The organism is Mycoplasma zalophidermidis (assembly GCF_024742155.1).
GTDB lineage: Bacteria > Bacillota_I > Bacilli_A > Mycoplasmatales > Metamycoplasmataceae > Mycoplasmopsis > Mycoplasmopsis zalophidermidis.
Window position 1 is genome coordinate 58,905 of the sequence record NZ_JANSFS010000001.1, and the last position, 22,966, is coordinate 81,870.

The window sequence follows — 22,966 nt, forward strand, 5'->3', positions numbered from 1 at the left end:
CTAAATTTTTTTAGTGCAGTTTTTTTATTCAAATTACTCATGAAAGGAGAAAAAAATGAAAAATTCTGAAAAAAAGAGTGAGTTTACCAGTGAAGAAAGCAAAAACCAAAAAGAATTTATTGCTTCTGAAACTAAAAATCATGTTCAAAATGTTGATATTTTTACGCAAGAACCTGATAGTCCGGTTTCAAAAACTGTTGAACGTAAAAACACAAAATATAAATACACAAAATTATCTAACTTTGTACTAAGACTTTCAAGATTTTATGCGCCAATGCCAATGTGAAAACTTATGTTAATTACATCTGGTTTTGCAATAGTTTTTGGGATTATTAGTGTGTTTTTAGTTAAAAACCCAGGTATTTATAACTTCGGAGCAGCTGCATTTGGTCAAGCAACTGCTAGAATTACTAACGTTTTGCTTAGAAATAACCCAAATATTACTCCGGCAATTTACAATGTTATTGACCACGCCTTATTCTGAATCTTATATATTATTTTATCTATCCCAATTTTTATTTTCGGATGGAAAAAGACCGGAAAGGTATTTACAATGCTTACATTACTATTCTTGGTGGTGTCTAGCCTTGTTTCGTTTGCTGTTGGACAAATTCCTGGTTCAGATAAGTTATACATTATCGGAAACTTTTCACACAGTGATATCCCCGATGAATTAAAGAATTATATTTCAAGCGAATATTGATCTGGAAAAGATCAAATGTGACAATTAATTCCTTTAAGCTGAAATGACGCAGGTAACGTCATAGCACAAATTATTTTTGGTGTTGTTTATGGGTTCCTATTAGCATTTTTCTTTGCTGTAATTGCTATCATTGGTGGTTCAGCAGGTGTTACAGGAATTATTGGTGAATACATGTCTGTCGTTAAACAAAAAAACTTTGGAACAATTAATGGGTACATTAATCTAGGCATTTTGGTTGTTGCGGTTGCAATCGGTTCATACCTACCGGGAAGCTTATTGATTAATTCATTTGCCAAAGGTATTTCTGCAACTGACACAGCATCAATCATGAACAGCGATTTCTTCAAAAATATGGAAACATGATTCGAAACCAACAAAATAAACCTTACTGATTTTGAAAAAGGAAGAATTATTGAAACGTTGCAACAATTTAAGGAATTAAGTTGGTCTCCAGCAATGTATTTCTCACCTAACTTTGTTTCAACTCTAATCTCAAACTTTGTGTTTGTATTTGCATTGAATAAATTATTCCCAAGATTTAAAATTGTTCAATGTAAAGTTTATTCACCTCATATGTCGGCAATTAAAGCTGCAATTATTGGCGATCAAAAAACAATTAATAGTTTTACAGTCACAGTTGGTGAAGGTGGTTACTCAGGTTCAAAAACTAAGGTATTATCATCAATTACCCTATACAAACAAGTTCCACGTTTAATTAAAAAGATACGTGCAGTTGACGAAAATGCATTGATTACAGTTTCGAATGTATCATCAGTTGATGGTAGATTATATATCCCTGACAGTAAATTTTAAAGTGGTGAACCCACTTTTTATTTAAAATTTAATTTAATATTGTTAAAAGATAATCATAATCTATAATTAAGCTATGTTATTAAACTATATTAATTATAAAAATAAAAAAGTCCCTGTTTATCTGGAAGACAATAAAAAAGACACAACAATATTATTTTGTCACGGAATAAATTCAAGTAGTGATTTTATATGTAAACTTGAACCATTTAAAAAAACTTATAATGTGGTTGCTGCTAATTTTATTGGGTCAAAATATACTCAAAAACCAAACCCAGATGATGTAAATATAGAAGACTGAATAAATATTGGAAATATACTGTTGAATTCTATAAAAACGAAAAAGGTTATTGTTTTAGGCCACTCAATGGGCGGGGTTGTTGCATTGCATCTAGCAGGTGATAAACGCGTTAATAAAGTTATAATGATGTCTACTGTCAATCCAACCATGACTGAAAACAATAGTTATAGTATTTTAAAATCAGCAATAGCGCCCACAAATTTTGTATCTGATGTAATAGGTAAGTTAATTGTAAAAGTTAGTGAAAAATTCAAAAAAACATCCAAATTAGTTGAATCATTTAGTAAAAAAGGTGTGTGAGCACCCTTGCTTGAAAAAGTTATCTTGAATAAAGAATATCTAGATTCATTGGGAAAATTATATTCAGAAAACGCCAATAAGATGAATTTTGTTGTAGGTTCTAATGATGCAATAATTGGTGCAAAACATTTTGAGAAGTATGCAAATGAACTAGGTATTCCTTTTACCATAATTGGTAAAGGACATTCACCGATTAAGGATGATCCAATTAAGGTGAATGAATATTTAAATTCGTTTTCATTAAATAAAAATAGACATTGGTGAAACAGATTTGTTACGATTAAAAAACACAAAATTGAATTCAGCAGTTGAAAAGACATTGATGATTTAAACACTGAAATATTAGAAGAATTAGGAGAATAATATGGATTACACAAGTTTCGAATTGAGATTAAAACAATTATTAATGAATGGGAATGGACCAAAGTTGTTGTTGAAATTATTGGAAAGCCCATTTAGATTTAATTCTAAATTACACCCGTTCAATGTATTAACTAGAATGGAACAATCATTTTTAAGAACTCAAGAAAATAAGTATTATAAATTTATTATTGAATGTGCTGAATTTGTTTTAAATGAAGCGGAAGTTGAGCATGTTGAAAATTCATATTGTTTAAATTATGTGGACACATCAAAGATCGAAGCATGAGATGGAGAAAACTTAACTCCTGAAGATATTGTTAATGCCAGCGAAATAATTAAATTTAGAGCCCCACTTGCTTTTAGGAATAAAGATAACACGAAACTAACACTCGTTTTCCCTAAAAAAAGGGATATTGCCTCAAAAAATGAAGCGGCTAAAACTATTGAAATGTTTACAAAGAGAATTAAAGCTTTAAGAGCCAATGATAAAACTCCTAAAGTGGAAATTCTAATATGATTTGTTGATTCATTATATACAAGAAACGAAGAACTATACAAGAAAGCTTTTCAAGCTGTAAACACTGAAGAGTCAATTGCGGACGTTAAATACGGGTCTGAATTATTTGATGAATTTAATTTAAGAACACAGTGGGATGAAATTGAATCATACATCGCCAATTTTAAAGATCAAAATTTAGATTTCTTTTTAAAAATGCCGGATTTGAACAATGACCCAGAAACTTTTGAATTCATGGTTGGATTGAGCAATTCTGCCTGGGAAAAACTAAGTTCTGATAATCCTGATATGGTTTTACTTAGAAATTTAATTTTTGGCGAAGAAAACGATAATTCTTACACTAGAGCAAGAGATATGAGAAATTCAAAGCTAGTCGAATCTGTTACTGAACTTAACTAAAAGCCTGATTGGCTTTTTTTGTAATTTTTATAGTAATTTCTAGTACTTTTATCTTTAAATAATACTTTATAATTGTATTATCTATTTATTAGGAGGAAATTATGTCGATAAAGCGTATTGGTTTAAGAGTTGGTAATTCAATTAATGCAAGTCCTAATTTTGAAAAGATTAAGGAGTATACTGATTATTTAGTTGGCTGATTAACCCAAAGAGTTAAAAAAGCTCACGCAAAAGGAATTATAGTTGGAATAAGCGGTGGAATTGATTCAAGTTTGGTTGCTGCGTTAGCTAAAAAGGCTTTTCCTGATAATACGCTTGGTGTGGTAATGCCTATTGATTCAATGAGTTTTGATTTAGTTCATATTGAGGAGTTAATGAAAAATTTGGACCTACAAACAGTCACTGTAGATTTAAAAAATACTTTTGACGAAATTAAACGTGTAACGTGTGTAGATGACAAAATGTCTTTAAGCAACATTAAACCAAGATTAAGAATGACAACATTATATGCTCTGGCGCAACAACATAACTATATTGTTGCCGGAACTGACAATGAAGATGAATTATTCATTGGATATTTTACAAAACATGGTGATGGTGGAGTTGATATTTTGCCAATAAGCCGATTATTGAAAAACGAGGTGCGATTAATGGCCAGATATTTAAACGTTCCTGAATCTATCATTAATAAAAAACCATCGGCAGGTTTGTGAGAAGGTCAAAGCGATGAAGATGAACTTGGATTTTCTTATGCCGATTTAGATAATTATTTAAATAATAATTTTAATTTAATAAATAGTGATATAAAATTAAAAATCGATAGGTTGCATAAAAACACTCATCATAAAAGACAAAAGCCTTATCAACCAAAATCAATAAAAGAATTTTTTAAAAAGGAGAGATAAAATGGCAGGACATTCACATTCAGCAAACATAGCACACCGTAAAGGTGCTCAAGATAAAGCAAGAGGAAAAATATTTCAAAAATTATTTAAAGAAATTTATGTTGTTGCTACAGGACCGGGAGGAGCTGACGTAGACTCTAACCCGGCCTTAAAACTTGCAATAGCTAAGGCAAAATCAAAAAACATGCCAAAAGCAAATATTGAAAGAGCGTTAGCAAAAGCAAAAGGAGAAGCTAAAGATGGAGCAAATTTTGTTGAAACATTATTCAATGCAACAATAACAGGAGGAGCTACCTTCTTAATTAAAACTCTAAGTGATAACATGAATAGAACCAAATCTTCTATGGCTGCATTATTCAACCGTCAAAATGCGGTATTAGGCAAGACAGGTCAAGTTCCATTTCAATTTGATTTACAAGGAGTGTTAGAAGTTTCTAAAGATTTAATTGATGAAGATACAATAACACTGTGCGCACTAGAACATGGTGCAACAGACATCGACACTGATGAAAGTTCGTATCTAATTTCATGTGCTCCGGAAAGTTTTCCAGAACTTAAGGCCGCATTAGAAAACGAATTAGGAATCAGCGAATTTTTACAATGTGAAGTTACATATGTACCAAATTCAACTGTTGAATTTAGTGGAGAAAAAGCAGAAAAAATCAAGGAATTTATTGCCAAACTTGAAGATGATGATGATGTTCAAGAAGTATTCCACAACATAGAACTTCCAGAAGATAACGACGAATAATAACTAAAAATTCCAAATAAAAATTAACATCTCAAAAATGTTAATTTTTTGTTTATAGTAACCTTTTATTCTTTTTAAGAAATAATAAAAGGTTCTAGAATTGAAATAAATTCTTCCCAGTTTTCTTCAAACATCATGTGACCAGTTTTTGGAATAAAGACCGTTTTAATATTCTCAACATTTTCGCGAAAATATTTTAGACAATTTTCTCTGTCAATTACTCCATCTTTTTCACCTAGAATTAATAAAGAAGGCACTTTAATTGATTTTAATCCATCTTCAATTTGGTTATGAAGTTCTAATACAGGTAATGAATTACCTAATTTAATTACATCTGGGTTATTGTAATCGTTAGGATTGAAATTTTCTTTAGCTAGTTTCATTCATTTTTTATCGTTTGTAAATTTACTAATATCATAGTAAAGAACAGATAAAAAGTTTAAAAATTCTTCAAAATTCTTCGGAAAATATGTTGAATTATAAGTATCAACAGTTTTTAGAGATGTTTTATTCATCGGCGCAACAAACACCATTTTACCTATTAAATCAGGACGCAATTTATAAGCTAATGAAATAATTCCACCCCCCATTGAGTGACCAATTAATGTTACATCTTTAAGATTGTTATCAATTATAAATTTGATTAACAATTTTGCATATTGGTTCACACTTAACTCATGATTTTTTATTGCCTTTACACCATTGCAACCTGGGAATTGAATTGCGTAATAGTCTGTTTTTATTCAATAATTTTCAAAAATTAAAAATGTCGCTGGTTTTGAGTTGAAACCATGAACAAATATTACAGGCTTATGTGGTTGTTTATTATTTTTAAAAACATAAGGATAATCATATTTAATATTCATATTGCCTCCTTGGCATTTACATTTTACCAACACAATAAGATTTAAATAAATAAATTAGGTTAAATCGGTTAATATGGTATAAATTAATTGCGATGAGTCGTCATTGAGGTTGTATAACTTTAATGTACCGCCTGTTTCCACAAACAGGTGTTTTTTATGCTTTTTTGTATAAAAAAAAGTTTGCCATATTAACAAACTATTTATTATTTACTAATTCAAGATTTCAAATTTCTTCGATTAAATCAGTATCCATACGATATGATGAAGCAGATTTAATGGTTGCTTCAGTGTATGAAAATGCTTTTTTATCTGGCGAGATTTCGTTTAAATGTTTAATAAGTTGAGTATCGTATTGTTCTACTTCATGATTTAAATTATTGTAGTCATAGAAGTTTTCGTATACACGGTTTAATTTAGGTTTAACGTGTCCGTCATTAAGTCTGTGACCAATTGTTAATCCAACTACAGGGAATGCTTGACCTTTTATATTTAATAAGTCAATTATTTCTTTTTCGATCGTTCTGACAAGACCTATAAAACAAGTTCCTAATCCTAAATCTGTAGCAATATCTTGAGCCATTGTAGCTTGTATAAATGCATCACCAACTGCCACTGTATAAGATTCAGACGAATGACTATTATATTGTAGTTCTGGGTGTTTTAATTTTGCAATATTCATTCTATTGTAGTCTGCTAAAAAAACCAAAAACATATCGCATGATTTTATTGCACCAGTATATTTACTAGTTTCTCCTAATTTATTTAATATTTCTCTATCTCTTATCACAATAACACTCGATGAATGTCAATTTGAAGATGTCGGTGCAGATTTAATAACATTTATTATTTTATTGTAATCTTCATCGGTAATTTTTTTGTTTGTGTCGTATTCACGAACACTGTATCTTTCGATAGCTTTATTATAAAAACTCATTTTACTCCTTATTTCTTAAAAATGTTTCGTATGCTAATTTAACATTTTTATAACTTTTTCTGTGTTCTGGAATTAATCCATATTTTTCCATTGCTTGTTTATGTTTGAAAGTTCCATAACCTTTGTGTGTTTTGAACGAGTATTGAGGATATTTAATATCCAATTCATCCATATATCTGTCTCTCGAAACTTTCGCTAAAATTGAAGCAGCTGCGACAGTAAGAGATTTTGAATCGCCTTTCACTAAATTTAGTTGTTTCACAGTACAATTAGGCAATTTTTCATAATCTGTAATAACTAAATCAACATCATTAAATTGGTTCGCAATTTCAGTCATTAGTTTTACAGAGCTGGCTTTAGGATTTAATTTATCAACCTCAATACTGGTTAAAAATTTAATATCGTATTTAATAGCATCTCTTTTAATCTGTTCGAAAGCAATTTCTCTTTGTTTTGCATTTAATTTTTTAGAATCGTTTATTAATGGGCTTGAATAATTAGGAGGGAATACTACTCCCGCAACAACTAATGGGCCAGCACAGCAGCCTCTACCTGCTTCATCCAAACCTAAAACTTGTTTTAGATTTTTAAATTCTCTTAATTCGATATTAACTTTATATTCCATTTATCTCCTAATTAAAATTGTAGCAAAGCGCCACAAATCTAATTATTTTTTGTCAGTAATGTCAATTATTTTGTTAACCAATTCCTCTTTTTCCATTTTTTCATAGCCACTAATATACAATTTCTTAGCTATTTCGTATAAACGATAATTTGGAAGCATTAGCAATTTTTCTATTTTTTGTTGTCTATCAGTTTTAACTATCTCGGCTTCGGTTTCGTCTGCGGGTTGATTAGGCATTTGATTTTGTGAAGATTCTGGTGACACTGAATTATGATTGAAAATATTATTTAAGTCTGAAAACATGTTAGTGCTTTGGCCAATTGTCTTGATAAGCTCGAATTGTTTAGCGTTTGCAAAAGCGATATAAATAAATTTAGTTTCACGCACAAATCCATAATATAAAGATATTGTTAGGAACGAAATTATAATAGGTAATACTAATTGTAATATTTGTAAAGTGTTCAATTTTGTGTTTGAAGTGTTGCCTTTTGATATAAAGAAAGTAATAATTTCGAAAAAGCTTATAAACGACATTATTCCAAAAAAAGTGGCTGTACCAGGTTTTAAATGTTCAAAACTTTTATTTTGATAACTTTTAATCATTCCCAAAATGTATGATATAGATATCCATACTCATATTGCGATATACAACAATGGAATTAAGATGTTATAAATAAGGACTGAGCTATTATCTACTTTTGTTGTAAACACTCCATCTTTATATTGAAGTATAAATAGTGATATTTGATGTACTAATATTACTATCGCAACTACAAGTATAGATATTAATGAGCCAATCACGTATTTACGAAATGTTGTTTTTTCCAGCTTTCATAACTCGGCTGTACTATTTATGTTTAAATATGTTCTTTTCATTTTTCTCCTTAATTATTCTTCGTTTTTCAATTCGCTAAAATCAAAATCCGTAATGTTAAATTCATTTGGTATAGGTGCAAAAACAGTAACTTTTTTATCGCTGATTGGATGAATAAATTCTAATTTATAAGCATGTAAACGTTGATTGAATTCATCAATTTTTTTGTTATACACAGGATCTCCATAAACTGGGTGCCCAATATATTTTAAGTGTACACGAATTTGATGAGTACGACCAGTTTCAAGTTGACATCTCACTAACGATTTTGGTTCTTTTTCTAAATAAAAATGCTTAAGTAGATACACTGTGGTAATTGAATCTTTCCCATCCTTGTGGACAGTCATCTTCTTACGATCATTTGCGTGTCTGTTAATTGGTAAATTTATTTTGGTTATTTTATTTTCAATTAAACCATCGCAAATAGCCAAATATGAACGATGAATTTTATGATTTTTTAACATTTCAACCAATTTAACGTGGGTTTCATTATTTTTGGCTATAATTAGCAATCCACTTGTGTCTTTATCGATTCTATGAACTATGCCTGGCCTCAATAAACCATTTTCGTTTGATAGTGTCTTGAAATGAAACAGCAATCCATTTACCAATGTATCATCATGATGCCCTGGTGCTGGATGAACAACTAAATCTGTAGGTTTGTTTAAAACAACTAAATCATCATCTTCATAAACAATGTCTAAGTCCATTTTTCTAGGAACAACATTAGTTTCCTTATCGATTAATTTTGTAATAGTAATATTTCAACCTGGTTGAACAATGTATTTTGGTTTGTTGACTGGTATTGTATTATCGTTTAACAAAACCGCGCCTTGTAAGATTAATTGCTTAACATCGTTTCTTGATAATTCGGTATTATCTGAAATATATTTATCTATTCTCTCTTTATATGTAACTTCTAATTTAATCATATTAACATTATATATATAAAGTAAAAATAAGCACGCAATAAAAAAACGAACTTTTTTATAATTTTTTGGTTGTTTTATTAATTAATGCTTTTTATTCAAAATATTTGAGATTATCTAAAACGTTGTTTATTAATCAAGAAAAATCAAATTCAGGATTAATTGTTAGCGATCATGCAATTCCGTAAAAATTTGCCAACGCTTTGGTTTTATGATACTCGTTTAGATCGATTATTCTACTGCTATTTTCAGAGTAAGAATTAAGAAATTTTATCTCCAACTCTGGCGACAGCTCTAAGGCTGAAGCGCAATAAGAAAGATCAAAATAAATACTGTTCATACTAGAATATTCAAAGTCAATAAACTTAATATTGTTAGTATTATCAAGTAATATATTTTCTTTGTTTAAATCATTGTGGGACGGAACGTCATTAGTTAAAAATTCCGCATATGTTAACAGTGTTTTAATTATATTCGGAGTAAATACTAAGTTAAATTTTCTATGGTTATTTAACACTTCAATGTATTTTTCAATTCTTTGACGAATTACATTATCTTTTAATTTAATTCGGGAACAATGTAATTCAGATATTGCCTTCGCAATGTCAGTAATTATATATTCGTTACCAAAATTAATATCTAATGAATTTATGTATTTTCTAATTATCATATTTTCATTCTCAAATATAACTTTTTCATTACATTTTAGTTTGTCAAATAAAGATAATTTGTTTAGGTGATTAAACTCATTTTTTTGTTTGATTTGTATAAATAAATCATTTTGTACATAAGAAAGATTTGTCAATCCTCTTCCTATTTTTTTGTTATCGCCATTAATAACAAAATTTGAATATACCGATTCATAACCATGTTGTCTGAATTCATCAGATATAAATGTTATTTCTTCAAATTGTTGGTCAGTCATGCAAAATTCAGTTTTAACAATATCGGTGTTAAAATTCTGTGATTGAACCAATGTTATAGCGTCAAAAAAGGGATGGGCTTTACGAACTCATTCAAAATCTATTAATTCTATATCACCTGTTTCATTTATTAATATGTTTTTAGCGGATAAGTCACAGTGTGAAGTCACCAGATTGGCGTCTTTTGTGTATTTCTTGACTAAATCTGCGTATTTTTCACTGCCCTTTTTGTAGTAATGAAAATCCATTTTTGGCACATTTAATGGTAATTGGTGGAATTGTTTTATTTTTTTTATTACTTTCAGTTGAATTTCCTTCGTTAATTTGATATCTTCAAGTGTTTTTCCATCAAATCACTCACGAATTAATATTCCATTTTCATAAAATAAAGTCGTAGAGAGTGATTTTAAGACTTGTGCTTCAATATCATGATTAACGAGATTGGAAATAGGTATTCTAACCTGTACGTCTTTTCTTTTATATTTAGCCTTAAATGTGTAGTTGTGAAACCCCTTATATATAAATTTGATGTCAGAAAGTTCACTTAATAATTCTTTACTGATATTTTCTTTTAAGAATTGTATATAGTTTGTCATATTTAAATTATATCCTTACACTAAGTTTGGGTCACTTAATCTCGTATATGGCATTTGTCAAATATCAAAAATATATTTGATTAAGGATTCATGATATTTCATGAACTTATTCTCTCTTATCAAATTAATGACTGTGTCATAATCGGCTCACATTAATTGTTCAACTTCTTCTTTTTGAATTTCGAACTTCTCTATTTCTCAGTCAGTAAAACCGATGAAATAGTCACAAAATATTTTCTTTAGGTTGATTGTGAATGCCGCTTTTTGATGCAAAGGTTCAAAGTTATAACCAATTTCTTCTAACGCTTCTCGTTTTATTCCTTCAACAGCACTTTCTCCATGATCGACCGCTCCACCAACACTAACATCTCACAAACTAGGATATTTTGGTTTATTTGAAACTCTTTTTTGTATTAACATTTCACCCTTTTTATTAAATAAACACAGAAAAGCAACTATATGGTTGCTACCATACTCTAAACCTTCTCCGCGAATGAATGTTTTGCCTGTTTTTTGACGTTCATTGTCATAAATATCTAATAATTCCATTTGTATCTCCTATATCTTTTATTTATAAATATTATTGCATTTTAAATATTTTTTTATACTTTATATATGAAAAAAAATAGTAAATATAAATGGAAATTCGCATCTAAAAAACCGATTAAACTTTTTGCTTTATTTGTGGCAATATTTTTTTTAATTTTTATGTTAGCTTTTTTAGGTGTAATAATTTGAAAATCATTTGATATCGTTAAGGAGTTTGGATTTAAACCTTGGTCATTTGATTTTGATGATGTAGACGGTATTAAGGGAGGTATATTTAATTCAATAGCTATCTCTATAATAATTGCTATTTTTACATTAATTTTCAGTATTCCTTTATCAATAAAAAGTGCAGTTTTAATTACATTTAGACTTAATAATAAAGTAAGCAAGATTATAAAGCTAATTGTGAAAATAATAGGAAGCGCCCCTTCAGTGATTTTTGCATTGTATGCTCTCAATGTTTTAACGAATTTTACTCATTTTATGTTTAATTCGTTTAATGGAAAAAGTTTTATAGCATGTGTTTTGATGTTTATTATATTTAATTCTGCAGTTTTGATAAATAACTTAGTAAATTGTTTTGATTCCATAAATTTTAACCAGCAAAAAATTGCAAAAGATTTGTGAATAAATTCAACATTGATTATCTATAAATTACTATTAAAATCTAATAAAAAGCAAATTTTAAAATGTTGTTTTACGGCTTTTGTTAAAGTAGTTGGTGAGGCATCAGCAGCATCATTTATTATGATTAGTAATAATTCATATAATTTATGGTTTAGTGGCAAAAATTTCTTCAGCAACTCCGTTAAACCAGCTGCAACAATGGTAACAACTAACTTTTTCGCTTTTAAAAGTCGATATGTGAAAGAATATCTATTTGCATTATCATTAACATTAATTATTATGATTGGAGTAATTAATTTTCTTATTACTTTAATTATGAAAACAAATTCGTTTAAAACAACATACAAAGACAATTTAATTATATTGTCCAACAAGTGAAATAATGGAAATAATAAGGAATCCAAAAGAACTAAAATTTATGATAATATTCAAAAATCAATCGAGTGGTTATTTTTTACAATTATTGGCTTGTTAATCATTAGTGTTTTCGTTTATATCTTGATATTCGGATTTTTATCAGTAATTAAACCGACATCAACTATAAAATTTGGTGTAGATACGACGCTTTGATCGATGTCAACCACATTATATGGCGCTATTTGAACAGCAATTATCGTTATACCTTTTAGTTTGATGGTTTCACTTTATTTTGAGAGATTTTCAAGAAAAACGTTTTTTAGCAAGTTAATTAATTCACTATTAATAACAAGCGGAGGTTTACCTTCATTAGTACACGGTCTATTTGCGTATGGTATTTTTATCCATCTTTTTGGTTGAACATTAGATAAAGGTCACGATTCATCATTATTGGCTGGTGTTGCTTCTGTTGTTGTATTGTTAATACCGGTAATGATTAAACAGTTTAATAACGGATTCAAAAAAATTAACAAAACATTAATTAAACAAGCCGCAAATAAAGGTTTAAGTAACCAAAAAATATTTTTCAAATTAGTCCTTCCATTGATATCACCGACAATTTTTAATTGTTTCTTTATGGTGCTAACTCTATTTGTTGCTGAAGCATCACCATTTTTATTAACTTCAGGAAGACAAAATTCAAGAGTCTTTTCGTTGCTTTACCCTCAACAAACGTTAACAACAAGAATGGTGGCAGAATTAAATAAACACGGTTCTAATTCAGGTAATGTGATGTTGGAATGTGCTTTTATAGCTATTTTATTAACTTCTTTATTTTCTTTAATTACTCATTTTGCGACACCGTTATTGAATGTAAAAATGCAAGAAAAAGTTAAGGTGTATTTAATTAAAAACAAAATAGCCGCGTAGGCTATTTTTTAGTATTTTCAATTAAATTAACAACATCTTGTATTGTTTTTAATTTCAGTAATTCTTCATCACTGACACGAATTTTTAATTCGTCCTCAAGGTCAAAAACAAGTTCAGCCAAAGTTAATGAATCTATTTTAAGTTCTTTTAATTCAGAGTTTAATGAAACTTTAGACTTGGTAAATTTTTGCACTTTTTCAATAACTAAATTTGTAATATTCATAGCGTAATTATACAATAATAGCAAATCTTGGTTTATTGTTTATATCATTTAAAATTTTGACATTACTCAATTCATTTCATTTATTAATATGCAAGGGATTAATTTCGAATATAAGTATGCCATCATCGTTTAAATAATTTTTATAATGTTCAAGTATTTTTTTATAAAAATACCACCCTTCGTCTTTTGAATATAAAGCATGTTGTGGTTCTCATTTTAAATCTTTGTCATTATTTAAGATAATATTTTCATCGAGGTATGGAGGGTTAGATATTATTAAATCAAATTTTTCATTTACATTTGAAAATAAGTCACTTTGGATAATATTTACGTGTGTATCACTGCCAAGGTTATCAATTGCATTTTCCCTAGTTTGCTTGATAGCGATAGGATCAATATCAGAAAGAGTTACTTGTACTTTTGGCGCATTCACCTTAATTGCCAAACCAATAAAACCTGACCCGCAGCAAAGATCAAGTACTTTAAAATCATTGTTGTTTTTCACATATTTTTTTAAAACCAAATCAACCATTTCTTCAGTTTCATATCGAGGTATTAAAACCTTATGGTCTAGTTTTATCTTAGTATTTAAAAATTCAATATATCCCATAATATATTGAATAGGCATTCCTTTTTGAAGTTTTTTTAGTTCTTCATCAGAGATTATTTCGCTTAATCCATAACGACGTTTTTCTAATTTTAATTCTTCGATTGTAGGCATTATTTTAATCCACTTGCTGCTATTTTTTGGTTTTGTTCTTCAGTCAGCAAACTTTCAATAATTGAATCTAATTTGCCTTCAATTACTTGTTTTAAAGATGTGGAATAACCGATTCTATGGTCAGTTACACGGTCTTGAGGATAGTTATATGTTCTAATTTTTTCACTTCTGTCCCCGTGTCCCGCTAATTTTCTATAACCCGATTCTTCATCCTGTTTCTTTTGCATTTCAAGGTCGTAAAGTTTAGATCTAAGAACTGACATTGCAGCTTCTTTGTTTGCAATTTGGCTACGTTGATCTTGAGATGTTACCACAATTCCGGTTGGAATATGTGTAATTCTAATCGCTGAGTCAGTGGTATTAACACTTTGTCCTCCCGCTCCAGAAGAACGATATGTATCAATGTTAATATCTTGAGGTTTAATTTCAATATCTATACTATCATCAATTTCTGGCATTACTGTTACCGTTACTGTTGATGTATGAATACGCCCTGAACTTTCGGTTGTTGGTATTCTTTGGACTCTGTGCACACCTGTTTCAAATTTTAGTTTTGAGTAGGCGTTTTCGCCTTTGACCATAAATACTATTTGACTAAATCCGCCGGCATTTGCTGGCGAAGTTGAAAGAACACTTTGTTTAAAACCGACCTCTTCAGCGTATTTTGAATACATTCTGTATAAATCGCCGGCAAAAATGTTTGCTTCATCACCTCCGGCAGCTCCACGAATTTCAATGATAACGTTTTTATCATCATTTTCATCTTTTGGTAGAATAAGAATTTTTAATTCTCCCTCTAGTTCAACTAGCTGTGGTTCGTTTTCGTCAATGATAGATTTAGCGAATTCAACTTCGTCTTGATCTTTTGATGAAAGCATAGTTTTGGCCGTTGCTATGTCTTTTTCTAAGTTTAAATATTTAGTGAAAACATTGGCAATATCTTTAATTTTGCCAACTTCACGATTTATTTTTGTGTACTCCTTTATGTTGTTAATTACTGATTCTTCGGTTAATTTTTCGACTAGTTCATCATGTTTATTTTTGATACCCATTAATGATTTGTACATTGTTTGTTCCATAATCTAATATTATAAACTAAACCAGCAATATTTACATATGTCTTTAGGCGATAAATAAAAAAACGAGAATTTTCTCGTTATTATAGTAAGTGTATGTTTTGTTCAGCGAGTTCTTGCTTCATTTTTTCGGGCCAATATGAAGATTGGACCTCTCCGATATGGTGTTTTTCTAAAATTAACATACATAATCTGCTTTGTCCTATTCCACCACCAATTGTTAATGGTAAAAGATTATTTAATATGTTAGCGTGAAACTCCGACATTTCAGTCAATTCTTGGACACTTCTATTCGATTGCTTTAATAAAGCGTCTCTATCTACTCTAATACCCATGGACGAAATTTCAATTGCCTTATCAAGTCAAGGTGCATAAATAATTAAATCACCGTTCAAGTCTCAGTCATCATAATCAAAAGCTCGACGAGATTGCACATAACCAGATTTTAAAGGTCAGCCAATTTGATATATAAAAATTGTTCCTTTTTCTTTGGCTAGTTTTTGTTCCCTTTCCTCGGGAGTTAATTCAGGATAAAGATTTTCTAATTGTTGAGAACTGATAAAAAACACTTCTTTACTAAATTTTGTGTCTAATTTGAACTTTTCATTAATGTGTTTTTTGGTGAGTAAAACCGATTTATAAATCTTATTTACTGTATATTTTAAATACTCAATATTTCTATCTTTTTTATCTATTATTTTTTCTCAATCTCATTGGTCGACATAATATGAGTGTATATTATCCAATTCTTCCTCACGCCGAATTGCGTTCATATCGGTAAACAAACCTTCATAAAGATTGAAATCATAATCATGTAATGCCTGTCTTTTTCATTTTGCTAATGAGTGAACTATTTGCAATTCTTCTGTTGAATTTTTTGGTAAAAATGAAACCGGTTTTTCGCCATTTAAACCATCATTTAAACAAGATTCTGATGTAACAAATAGTGGTGCGGTAGCTCTCGTTAAATTTAACTCTAATTTGAGCAGGTCCTGGAAGTACGAGCGCAAATCTTGGATTGCGCTCTGCGTTTGTCTAATTGATAACTTTGATTTATACATTTTAACTCCTTAGTGAATAGATTATATAAGATTATTGTGTAATTTAAAATTTTCCTTATTCATTGAGAAATGAGTATTTTAAGATAACTCTTTAATTCATTTTTTTTGACAAACACTTATATATTAAATAAATACAAGGAATTCCTAAATTGGTTTCGCGATTAACGAGTCGATAACTATATGTCCTCATTGTAGCTTACTGATTGTCATAATAAAAACCAAAACAAATTGGCTCCATAAACATGTTTTTGGTCAAGAGTCTTATAAAACGATTAATTAACAAGAAAATACAATTCCCCATCCACAAAAGCGAATAACGTACTTATGTATTTTTTCTTATATATTAATAGTACTATATCAAAATTAAAAAACACATGTCTAGTATAAGTAATCTAAAGTCTTGTGACGACTTGGAATATTGTCGGGTATTATGATATTATTTGCCCTTTTTTTATTATTATTTTCTTGTTAATAGTTATAGCAATAATAAAAAAATAAAAAACCAAGCGTTTGCTTGATTAAAAATATTTATTTTTCGATTTTAACTTTGATACCAGGACCCATAGTAGGTGAGACAACCAAGTTTTGCATGTATGCGCCTTTAACTGCGGTAGGTTTTAGTTTTTTAATTAGTGAAATAACAGTTTGCGCGTTTTCAACTAATTTTGCTGTATCCATAGATACTTTTCCAATTTGAGTATGTACAATTCCGGCTTTATCTGTTCTATAGTTTGCTTTACCTTTTTTAAGTTCTTCAACTGCTTTTTCAGGAGTTGGAGTAACTGTGCCAGTTTTAGGGTTTGGCATTAGACCTTTAGGCCCAAGTTTTTTACCGTATTTACCTAATAATGGCATCATTGCTGGATCAGCAACCATTACGTCAAAGTCAAATTCGTCTTCTTTAATTTTTTGTTCTAAAGCAGCACCGTCAACTACTTGATCAGCACCCGCCGCCTTAGCAAGTTTTTGTTTTTCTGGGTTATTTGTAACTACTAATACTTTTACAGTTTTTCCTGTTCCATTAGGCAATAGAACTGAACCACGTAGTTGTTGGTCAGCTTTACGCACATCTAGGTTTAGTTTGAATACTAATTCGATTGATCCGTCAAATTTTGTGTATGAAGTTCTTTTAGCTAAGTCAATAGCTTCTGTTAAATCGTAAGCAACTGATTTATCAAATGATTCTCATGCAGCTTTAATTTTTTTACCAACTTTAGCCATTATTCTTCTCCTTCAGTTTCTTCTTCAACGGTGTCAAATGATGTATCTGAACCTTCTGCAGCGGCTCTAGCATCCTCATCTAATTGAGCCTCAAATGCTTCAGCGGCAGCAGCAGCTTTAGCAGCAGCTTTAGCAGCAGCTTTTTCAGCAGCAACATCATCTCAACCTTCGATTAAAATACCCATGTTTTTAGCTGTGCCAGCTATTGTAGCCATTGCAGATTCAACATCGTTTGTATTTAAATCAACTAGTTTGTATTCAGCGATTTCTTTAAGTTGTTGCAAAGTAATTGTTGCAACTTTAGTAGTTTTAGCGTTTGAGCTACCTTTTTGAATTCCAGCAGCTTTAATTAATTTGTAACTTGCAGGTGCAGTGTAAATTTTGAAATCAAATGTTTTATCTTTGTAAACAGTAATTTTAACTGGAACTGGTTCGTTACCTCTGTCACGTGTTGCGTCATTGAAAGCACGGGTGAAGTCAGGCATGTTAATACCTACACCAGCCAATTTTGGACCTGGTTTGGCTTGTCCCGCTGGGAATTCTAATTTACGTACACGAACAATATCAGATTTTGATTTTGCCATAATAAATTTATCCTTTCGATATTGTGGTTCTAGCGATATATATCTCCCACTAGTTTAGAGGCAATTATTAAATTGCTTTTTAATTATATATTAATGATTAATTTTTAAGATATTTATTTTTTCTACATTTTAAACTGTTAAATAACTGTTCTCATAATGAATGATTTACTGAATAATATAGAATTTAAGTCATATTTGTTTAAATAATATAGCAACATTATTTAATAAACACAATAATTCATTGTTATTAAATAAAATTATTTTTTGTAAAAAACCCTTCGCTCACCATAAAACCATAAACCTTTTTTTGTGGTTTTGGCGAGATTTTCGCTCTTTTTAAGTTCGTTTAAATATTGTATATTCTCATAATCATTAGTTCAATAATTTATATTTTTTCTATTTTTTGAAATATATTTTACTCTTGCTAAACCGGATTTCAGTAAATTTAATGCAATGTCTTTGTCATTATGGTTGAATACTTTGCATATCCATCTTTTATATTTATCTTCTGTAATTTTAACAATTTTGATAGGTTTTTTATTTAATAATTTGATAACTTCAACTTTAGCTTTTTGCGCAAAAAAATTTTCTAAATCAGCCACAGAATTATTGCTTTTTTTCGTTTCTGGCGTATCAATGCCATAAAAACGAATCCCTACTTTAACATTATCAATATAAGCATAAATTGTATCTCCGTCTGCTACATAATAACTATTTAATTTATAGTTAGAATATTGCGAAAAATTCATGGTACAAGCCAATGTTGATAAAGGAATAGATAGTAGCGGTATAAGTTTTAATCATTTCATATATTATTAATATCTTTCAGAGATTCCTTTTTTTAAAAAAAGTAAAAAAAATGTATTTTTACTGAAAAATGCAATAAAAAAGCAACAAAGTTGCTAATTATTAAATTTTTCTTTTAAAATAGTTTCGACTATTTCTATTGCTTTAGTTGGGTTTACTTGGCCACCAGAAATTTTCATTAGAGAACCTTGTATCATTTTTAATACTCTTTCGGGACGTGAAGTGTATTCACCAACTAATTTTGTATTTTGTTCAATTATTTCATTAACTCATTTTGTGATTATATTAGGGTCTGATATTTGTTCCAAATTGTGTTTTTTAACTAATTCATTGACATCGTCATGATAATTTTGTAATAATGGAATTAGTTTTTTAAATGAACGTCCACTTATAATATCTGAATCCATTAGTTGTATTGACTGAGATATTTGCTCTGGGTTAATATTTAGATCACAAACATGTTTTTGTGTTGAATTTGCTAATGAAACAATTTCAGCGAAAAACAATTTTGATAATTTTTCTTTATCAGGGTAATTAATTGAGTCAAAATATTTAGCCATTTCCAAATCATTTACTAATGAATTAATGTAAATATTTTGAATACCTTCTGATTTATAACGTTCAGTGCGTTCTCAAGGCAATTCATTCAGTTTTATATTACTTATGAATTCATCACTAATTTTTATAATTGGAATATTCGGTTCTGGGAAATATTTATAATCGACCCCACCAGTTTTTGTTCTCATTACTATATTTGATTGAGATTCAGGGTCAAATCTTTTTGTTTGTTGTAGAATTTTTTCTCCAGTACGCAATTTTTTGGTTTGTATTTCGATTTCGTTTTCAATAGCTTTTGCAATCCCTCTGAAAGTGTTGATATTCTTAATTTCAACCTTGGTTCCTAAATCATTAAAACCCTTAGGGCGTAATGAAATGTTGATATCAGCTCTTAAAGAACCTTCTTCCATTTTTGCGTCTGAAATTCCTAATGAAAGAGCAATTTGACGGATTGAGGAAACATAACTAACCGCTTGTTCGGGGCTTTTAATGCAAGGTGTAGTAACTATTTCTATTAACGGAGTACCAGCACGGTTATAATCTAGTTTAGTAACTTCTCCGTGGTGTTGTCTGGCGGTATCTTCTTCTAAGTGGATTCTTTCGATAGTTACAGTATCTCCAGTGTTTTGGTCAATAATTAAAGTACCATTTGAGCCTATTGGTTTAAAGAATTGTGTGATTTGATAACCTTTAGGTAAGTCGGTGTAAAAATAGTTTTTACGGTCAAAATGCAACTCAGTATCTATATCCATTTTTAATGCCTTAGCCAATTTTATAGCGCTAATTACTGCTTGTTTATTTAACAGAGGCAATGTGCCCGGATAACCTAAGTCGATTTGATTTATACATGTATTTGGTTCAGCATTGAAATCAATTTTAGCACTTGAGAACATTTTTGTTTTAGTGTTTAATTCAACATGAATTTCTATACCAATTATTGTTTCAAAACTATTCATTATTACCTCCTAAAAATTCTTCCATTCAAAGTGCAAATGAAAGCAATTTTTCATCTGTGTAAATTGATGTTTCTAATGCTATATTTACACCTAAACCATCAGAATTTTTGATTCATGGAACGGTGATTGAGGGCAAACCAGCTAAATTAGAAGTAGTTAGTATGTATTCCATATAATCTCTAGAAATATTTTTTGTTGATTCTATAAATGGCGCTATGTCGCCACTGGCAGGGAAAATAATTAAATCATATTTATCATGCAATTGGTCTCAGTATTGTTTTATTATTCGGCGAACTTGCTGTGCTTTGATTAAAAGTTCTTTTTGATTTTCAGAGTGTAAGAAAAAGCTACCCAATGTCAGTCTTCTTTGAACCATCGTTCCGAATCCTTGAGAACGAGTATTGGTCATTATTTCTTGTCAAGTTTGACCTTCTTTTCTTGAACCGAAAGCTATACCATTAAGATTGGCTAAGTTGCTTGATGCTTCAGAGTATGAAATAATATCATAAACTGGCTTTACAGCACGAATCAAATCTTCATTAATTTTTACCATCTCTATTGAAATATCAGTATTTTGAAGCTTTTTAATGATATTAGTATAGGATTCTTGAACCACATCTGACAGCAGATTAATATTTATGTCTAAAATCCCAATTTTTTTAGGTTTGATTTTTTCAATATTATTAATTTTAACTTCTACGGTCGTGAAATCGTTTTTATCAATGCCATATAGAACCTTTGAAATCACTGCAATGTCATTCACGTTGTGAGCAAAATAACTTACAGTGTCAAGTGATGAAGCATACGGGAACATCCCATACCGACTGATTGCACCATAACTAGGTTTGAATCCAACTAGCGAATTGTATGAAGCTGGTAAACGCACTGAGTCGCCGGTATCTGAACCTAATGAGAAGCAAATGTCTTTAGTTAATGTTGCGGCAGAACCAGAAGATGAACCTCCAACTAAACGTAGTGAGTCTAGTGGATTTTTTATCAAACCAAACGCACTAAAGGTACCTGTACCTCCCAATGCTAATTCGTCATTATAAACCTTTGCAACTGGAATAGCACCTGCATCAATTAATTTAGATACAGCAGTAGCGTTATAGCCTGGATGAAAATTTTCCAGTATTTTGCTTGAAGCAGTTGTTTTTGCCTCCTTAGTAGCAAAGACATCTTTAATTGTAAAAATAGCATTGTTTAGTAACCCGTCCCCAACTTTTTTAGGAGCATTAAAAATATGAGCAACAGCATTATTTTCGTCTTTTTCAATGGAAATTAAAGCTTTTTCGAGATTACCTAAATTTTTAATTTTCATTACTGTACCACCTTCGAAGTTATGATGTAATCTTCATCAGAATCATACGCATTTTTTAATGCTATTTCTTTAGTTATTGCTCCAGTGTAGTCAACTTCATCTTCTCTAAAAAAGTCAACTACCGGTGTTTCGTTGATATGGGTTAACGGTTTTACTCCGTTGGTATCTATTTTATTTAAAAAAGATAACTGTTTTTGAATACTGTTTCATTCAACTAAAATTTGATTAATTACTTCATCGCTTGGTTCAAGCATTAATGAACTAACTATTTCAACAAGTTTTGTTTTATCTATTTTTTTCATTTTTCCTCCTCGATTCAATTGATTGGATTTGCTGTAAATTGTTTATTATTTAAGTATTCTAAACTTCCTTCTAAATTGTTAAATTTTAATGAATATGAGTGTAAATAAAGTCTTCTGGCTCTCTTTGCTCCATATTTAATATCACCCAAAACAGGTGCTTTTAAGTTAGCACAAGTTAATCTAATTTGGTGTTTACGCCCACTTAATAAAGTAGCAAAGTATTGATTATTAATAACTTCGATTTTGGTTGTAGCTAACTTAGCATTATTTCGATTCTCTTGAGTAACGACCATTTTTTGTACTGAATCATCCTTTGAAGTCAAAAAAGAATAAATACCAGGTTCAATATGATGTTCGGGTATAAAAAGATACTTTTTGACTAATGAATCTTGTTTTGTGTTTAATTGGACAAGCGATTCATAGTTTTTGGCATAAATTATTAAACCACTTGTTAATTTATCCAATCTACCAACATGGCTTGGTTTAAATGCCGTGTTTTGAGTAAAGTTTAGATATGAATAGACCTGTTGGTCTAAGGAATTTTGGTTTGAGTGAACCTCAACACCTGGTAATTTATTTATTAATAGAATATTTTTATCTTCATAAATAATTTCAGAGTTCAAAGTTAGATTTGGATTTGATTTTAACAAAAATGCATCGGAATCATTTAAGCCATAAATAGTTATTGAATCATTTGAATTTATAATGTAATTTGGATCTTTATTGCGCTTTGAATTTATACGAATATCGCCTTTTCTTAATATTTTATGAATTCTTGATATAGGAACATTTTTATAAATAGAAGTTAAAAACTTTAGTAATTTACGACCTTGGTCATTACTGGTTGCGATAAATTCTTGTTTTGACATAACTAATA

Annotated in this window: 24 protein-coding genes; 6 read left to right on the plus strand and 18 right to left on the minus strand. The window is 29.7% G+C overall.

All coding sequences use genetic code 4. The features are described 5' to 3' along the window. Positions 1 to 55 precede the first annotated feature (55 nt). The 5 genes from NW238_RS00270 to NW238_RS00290 all read left to right on the plus strand — a co-directional run bounded on the left by NW238_RS00270 (position 56) and on the right by NW238_RS00290 (position 5,049). Positions 56 to 1,516, plus strand: a complete 1,461-nt coding sequence (locus tag NW238_RS00270) for a DUF2179 domain-containing protein (RefSeq protein WP_216505236.1) — start codon at positions 56 to 58, stop codon at positions 1,514 to 1,516. A gap of 73 nt (positions 1,517 to 1,589) precedes the next feature. Further along, entirely contained in the window at positions 1,590 to 2,477 is an 888-nt protein-coding gene (locus tag NW238_RS00275) for an alpha/beta fold hydrolase (protein WP_216505235.1), read from the plus strand. A 1-nt stretch (position 2,478) separates the two neighbouring features. Continuing rightward, positions 2,479 to 3,393, plus strand: coding sequence for an HpyAIV family type II restriction enzyme (locus NW238_RS00280; protein WP_216505234.1), 915 nt, complete (start codon positions 2,479 to 2,481; stop codon positions 3,391 to 3,393). Between the two features lie 101 nt (positions 3,394 to 3,494). Then, positions 3,495 to 4,298, plus strand: a complete 804-nt coding sequence (gene nadE / locus NW238_RS00285; protein WP_258451605.1) for an NAD(+) synthase — start codon at positions 3,495 to 3,497, stop codon at positions 4,296 to 4,298. A gap of 1 nt (position 4,299) precedes the next feature. Beyond that, positions 4,300 to 5,049: a YebC/PmpR family DNA-binding transcriptional regulator gene (locus NW238_RS00290; RefSeq protein WP_216505232.1), complete on the plus strand. Its 750-nt coding sequence runs from the start codon at positions 4,300 to 4,302 to the stop codon at positions 5,047 to 5,049. Positions 5,050 to 5,123: 74 nt separating this feature from the next. Here NW238_RS00290 and NW238_RS00295 read toward each other — a convergent pair whose 3' ends face one another. The 7 genes from NW238_RS00295 to NW238_RS00325 form a co-directional block, all read right to left on the minus strand. After that, positions 5,124 to 5,915 carry an alpha/beta fold hydrolase gene (locus NW238_RS00295; RefSeq protein WP_216505231.1) on the minus strand — a complete coding sequence of 264 codons (792 nt, stop codon included), beginning with the start codon at positions 5,913 to 5,915 and terminating at the stop codon, positions 5,124 to 5,126. Between the two features lie 196 nt (positions 5,916 to 6,111). Beyond that, positions 6,112 to 6,849: a nitroreductase family protein gene (locus NW238_RS00300; protein ID WP_216567737.1), complete on the minus strand. Its 738-nt coding sequence runs from the start codon at positions 6,847 to 6,849 to the stop codon at positions 6,112 to 6,114. A gap of 1 nt (position 6,850) precedes the next feature. Further along, positions 6,851 to 7,474 (minus strand): ribonuclease HII, encoded by a 624-nt coding sequence (gene rnhB, locus NW238_RS00305; RefSeq protein WP_216505227.1) that lies wholly within the window; start codon positions 7,472 to 7,474, stop codon positions 6,851 to 6,853. A gap of 42 nt (positions 7,475 to 7,516) precedes the next feature. Beyond that, positions 7,517 to 8,350, minus strand: a complete 834-nt coding sequence (locus tag NW238_RS00310) for a hypothetical protein (RefSeq protein ID WP_216505226.1) — start codon at positions 8,348 to 8,350, stop codon at positions 7,517 to 7,519. 12 nt (positions 8,351 to 8,362) lie between these two features. Then, positions 8,363 to 9,280 carry an RluA family pseudouridine synthase gene (locus NW238_RS00315; protein ID WP_216505225.1) on the minus strand — a complete coding sequence of 306 codons (918 nt, stop codon included), beginning with the start codon at positions 9,278 to 9,280 and terminating at the stop codon, positions 8,363 to 8,365. 91 nt (positions 9,281 to 9,371) lie between these two features. Next, positions 9,372 to 10,796, minus strand: a complete 1,425-nt coding sequence (locus tag NW238_RS00320) for a phosphotransferase (RefSeq protein ID WP_216505223.1) — start codon at positions 10,794 to 10,796, stop codon at positions 9,372 to 9,374. 15 nt (positions 10,797 to 10,811) lie between these two features. Further along, the gene (locus NW238_RS00325; RefSeq protein WP_216505222.1) at positions 10,812 to 11,345 is read right to left on the minus strand and encodes an NUDIX hydrolase; all 534 of its coding nucleotides are present in this window, start codon (positions 11,343 to 11,345) and stop codon (positions 10,812 to 10,814) included. A 66-nt stretch (positions 11,346 to 11,411) separates the two neighbouring features. Between NW238_RS00325 and NW238_RS00330 the strand changes: the two genes are divergently transcribed. Continuing rightward, a complete protein-coding gene (locus NW238_RS00330) occupies positions 11,412 to 13,259 on the plus strand; it encodes an ABC transporter permease subunit (protein ID WP_258451606.1) in 1,848 nt (615 codons plus the stop codon). Position 13,260: 1 nt separating this feature from the next. Here the strand turns inward: NW238_RS00330 and NW238_RS00335 are convergent, their stop codons facing one another. The 11 genes from NW238_RS00335 to NW238_RS00385 all read right to left on the minus strand — a co-directional run bounded on the left by NW238_RS00335 (position 13,261) and on the right by NW238_RS00385 (position 22,958). Beyond that, positions 13,261 to 13,482: a phosphopantetheine-binding protein gene (locus tag NW238_RS00335; RefSeq protein ID WP_171111252.1), complete on the minus strand. Its 222-nt coding sequence runs from the start codon at positions 13,480 to 13,482 to the stop codon at positions 13,261 to 13,263. 7 nt (positions 13,483 to 13,489) lie between these two features. Then, positions 13,490 to 14,203: a peptide chain release factor N(5)-glutamine methyltransferase gene (gene prmC / locus NW238_RS00340; RefSeq protein ID WP_216567735.1), complete on the minus strand. Its 714-nt coding sequence runs from the start codon at positions 14,201 to 14,203 to the stop codon at positions 13,490 to 13,492. Then, positions 14,203 to 15,282 carry a peptide chain release factor 1 gene (gene prfA / locus NW238_RS00345; RefSeq protein ID WP_216505213.1) on the minus strand — a complete coding sequence of 360 codons (1,080 nt, stop codon included), beginning with the start codon at positions 15,280 to 15,282 and terminating at the stop codon, positions 14,203 to 14,205. Before prfA ends, prmC begins: the two co-directional genes overlap by 1 nt. A gap of 80 nt (positions 15,283 to 15,362) precedes the next feature. Beyond that, entirely contained in the window at positions 15,363 to 16,340 is a 978-nt protein-coding gene (locus NW238_RS00350; protein WP_216567734.1) for an aspartate--ammonia ligase, read from the minus strand. A gap of 528 nt (positions 16,341 to 16,868) precedes the next feature. Then, positions 16,869 to 17,561, minus strand: coding sequence for a 50S ribosomal protein L1 (gene rplA / locus NW238_RS00355; RefSeq protein WP_216505211.1), 693 nt, complete (start codon positions 17,559 to 17,561; stop codon positions 16,869 to 16,871). After that, entirely contained in the window at positions 17,561 to 18,145 is a 585-nt protein-coding gene (gene rplK / locus NW238_RS00360; protein WP_216505210.1) for a 50S ribosomal protein L11, read from the minus strand. The genes rplA and rplK overlap by 1 nt, the downstream gene beginning before the upstream one ends. 257 nt (positions 18,146 to 18,402) lie before the next feature. Further along, on the minus strand, positions 18,403 to 18,954 hold the full coding sequence (locus tag NW238_RS00365; RefSeq protein WP_216505209.1) for a thermonuclease family protein: 552 nt from the start codon (positions 18,952 to 18,954) through the stop codon (positions 18,403 to 18,405). A 93-nt stretch (positions 18,955 to 19,047) separates the two neighbouring features. Beyond that, a complete protein-coding gene (gene gatB, locus NW238_RS00370) occupies positions 19,048 to 20,466 on the minus strand; it encodes an Asp-tRNA(Asn)/Glu-tRNA(Gln) amidotransferase subunit GatB (protein ID WP_258451609.1) in 1,419 nt (472 codons plus the stop codon). Further along, positions 20,459 to 21,787: an amidase family protein gene (locus NW238_RS00375; RefSeq protein WP_216505207.1), complete on the minus strand. Its 1,329-nt coding sequence runs from the start codon at positions 21,785 to 21,787 to the stop codon at positions 20,459 to 20,461. Before NW238_RS00375 ends, gatB begins: the two co-directional genes overlap by 8 nt. Then, a complete protein-coding gene (locus tag NW238_RS00380) occupies positions 21,787 to 22,089 on the minus strand; it encodes an Asp-tRNA(Asn)/Glu-tRNA(Gln) amidotransferase subunit GatC (protein ID WP_216505205.1) in 303 nt (100 codons plus the stop codon). The genes NW238_RS00375 and NW238_RS00380 overlap by 1 nt, the downstream gene beginning before the upstream one ends. After that, the gene (locus NW238_RS00385; RefSeq protein WP_216505204.1) at positions 22,077 to 22,958 is read right to left on the minus strand and encodes an RluA family pseudouridine synthase; all 882 of its coding nucleotides are present in this window, start codon (positions 22,956 to 22,958) and stop codon (positions 22,077 to 22,079) included. Before NW238_RS00385 ends, NW238_RS00380 begins: the two co-directional genes overlap by 13 nt. Positions 22,959 to 22,966 lie beyond the last annotated feature (8 nt).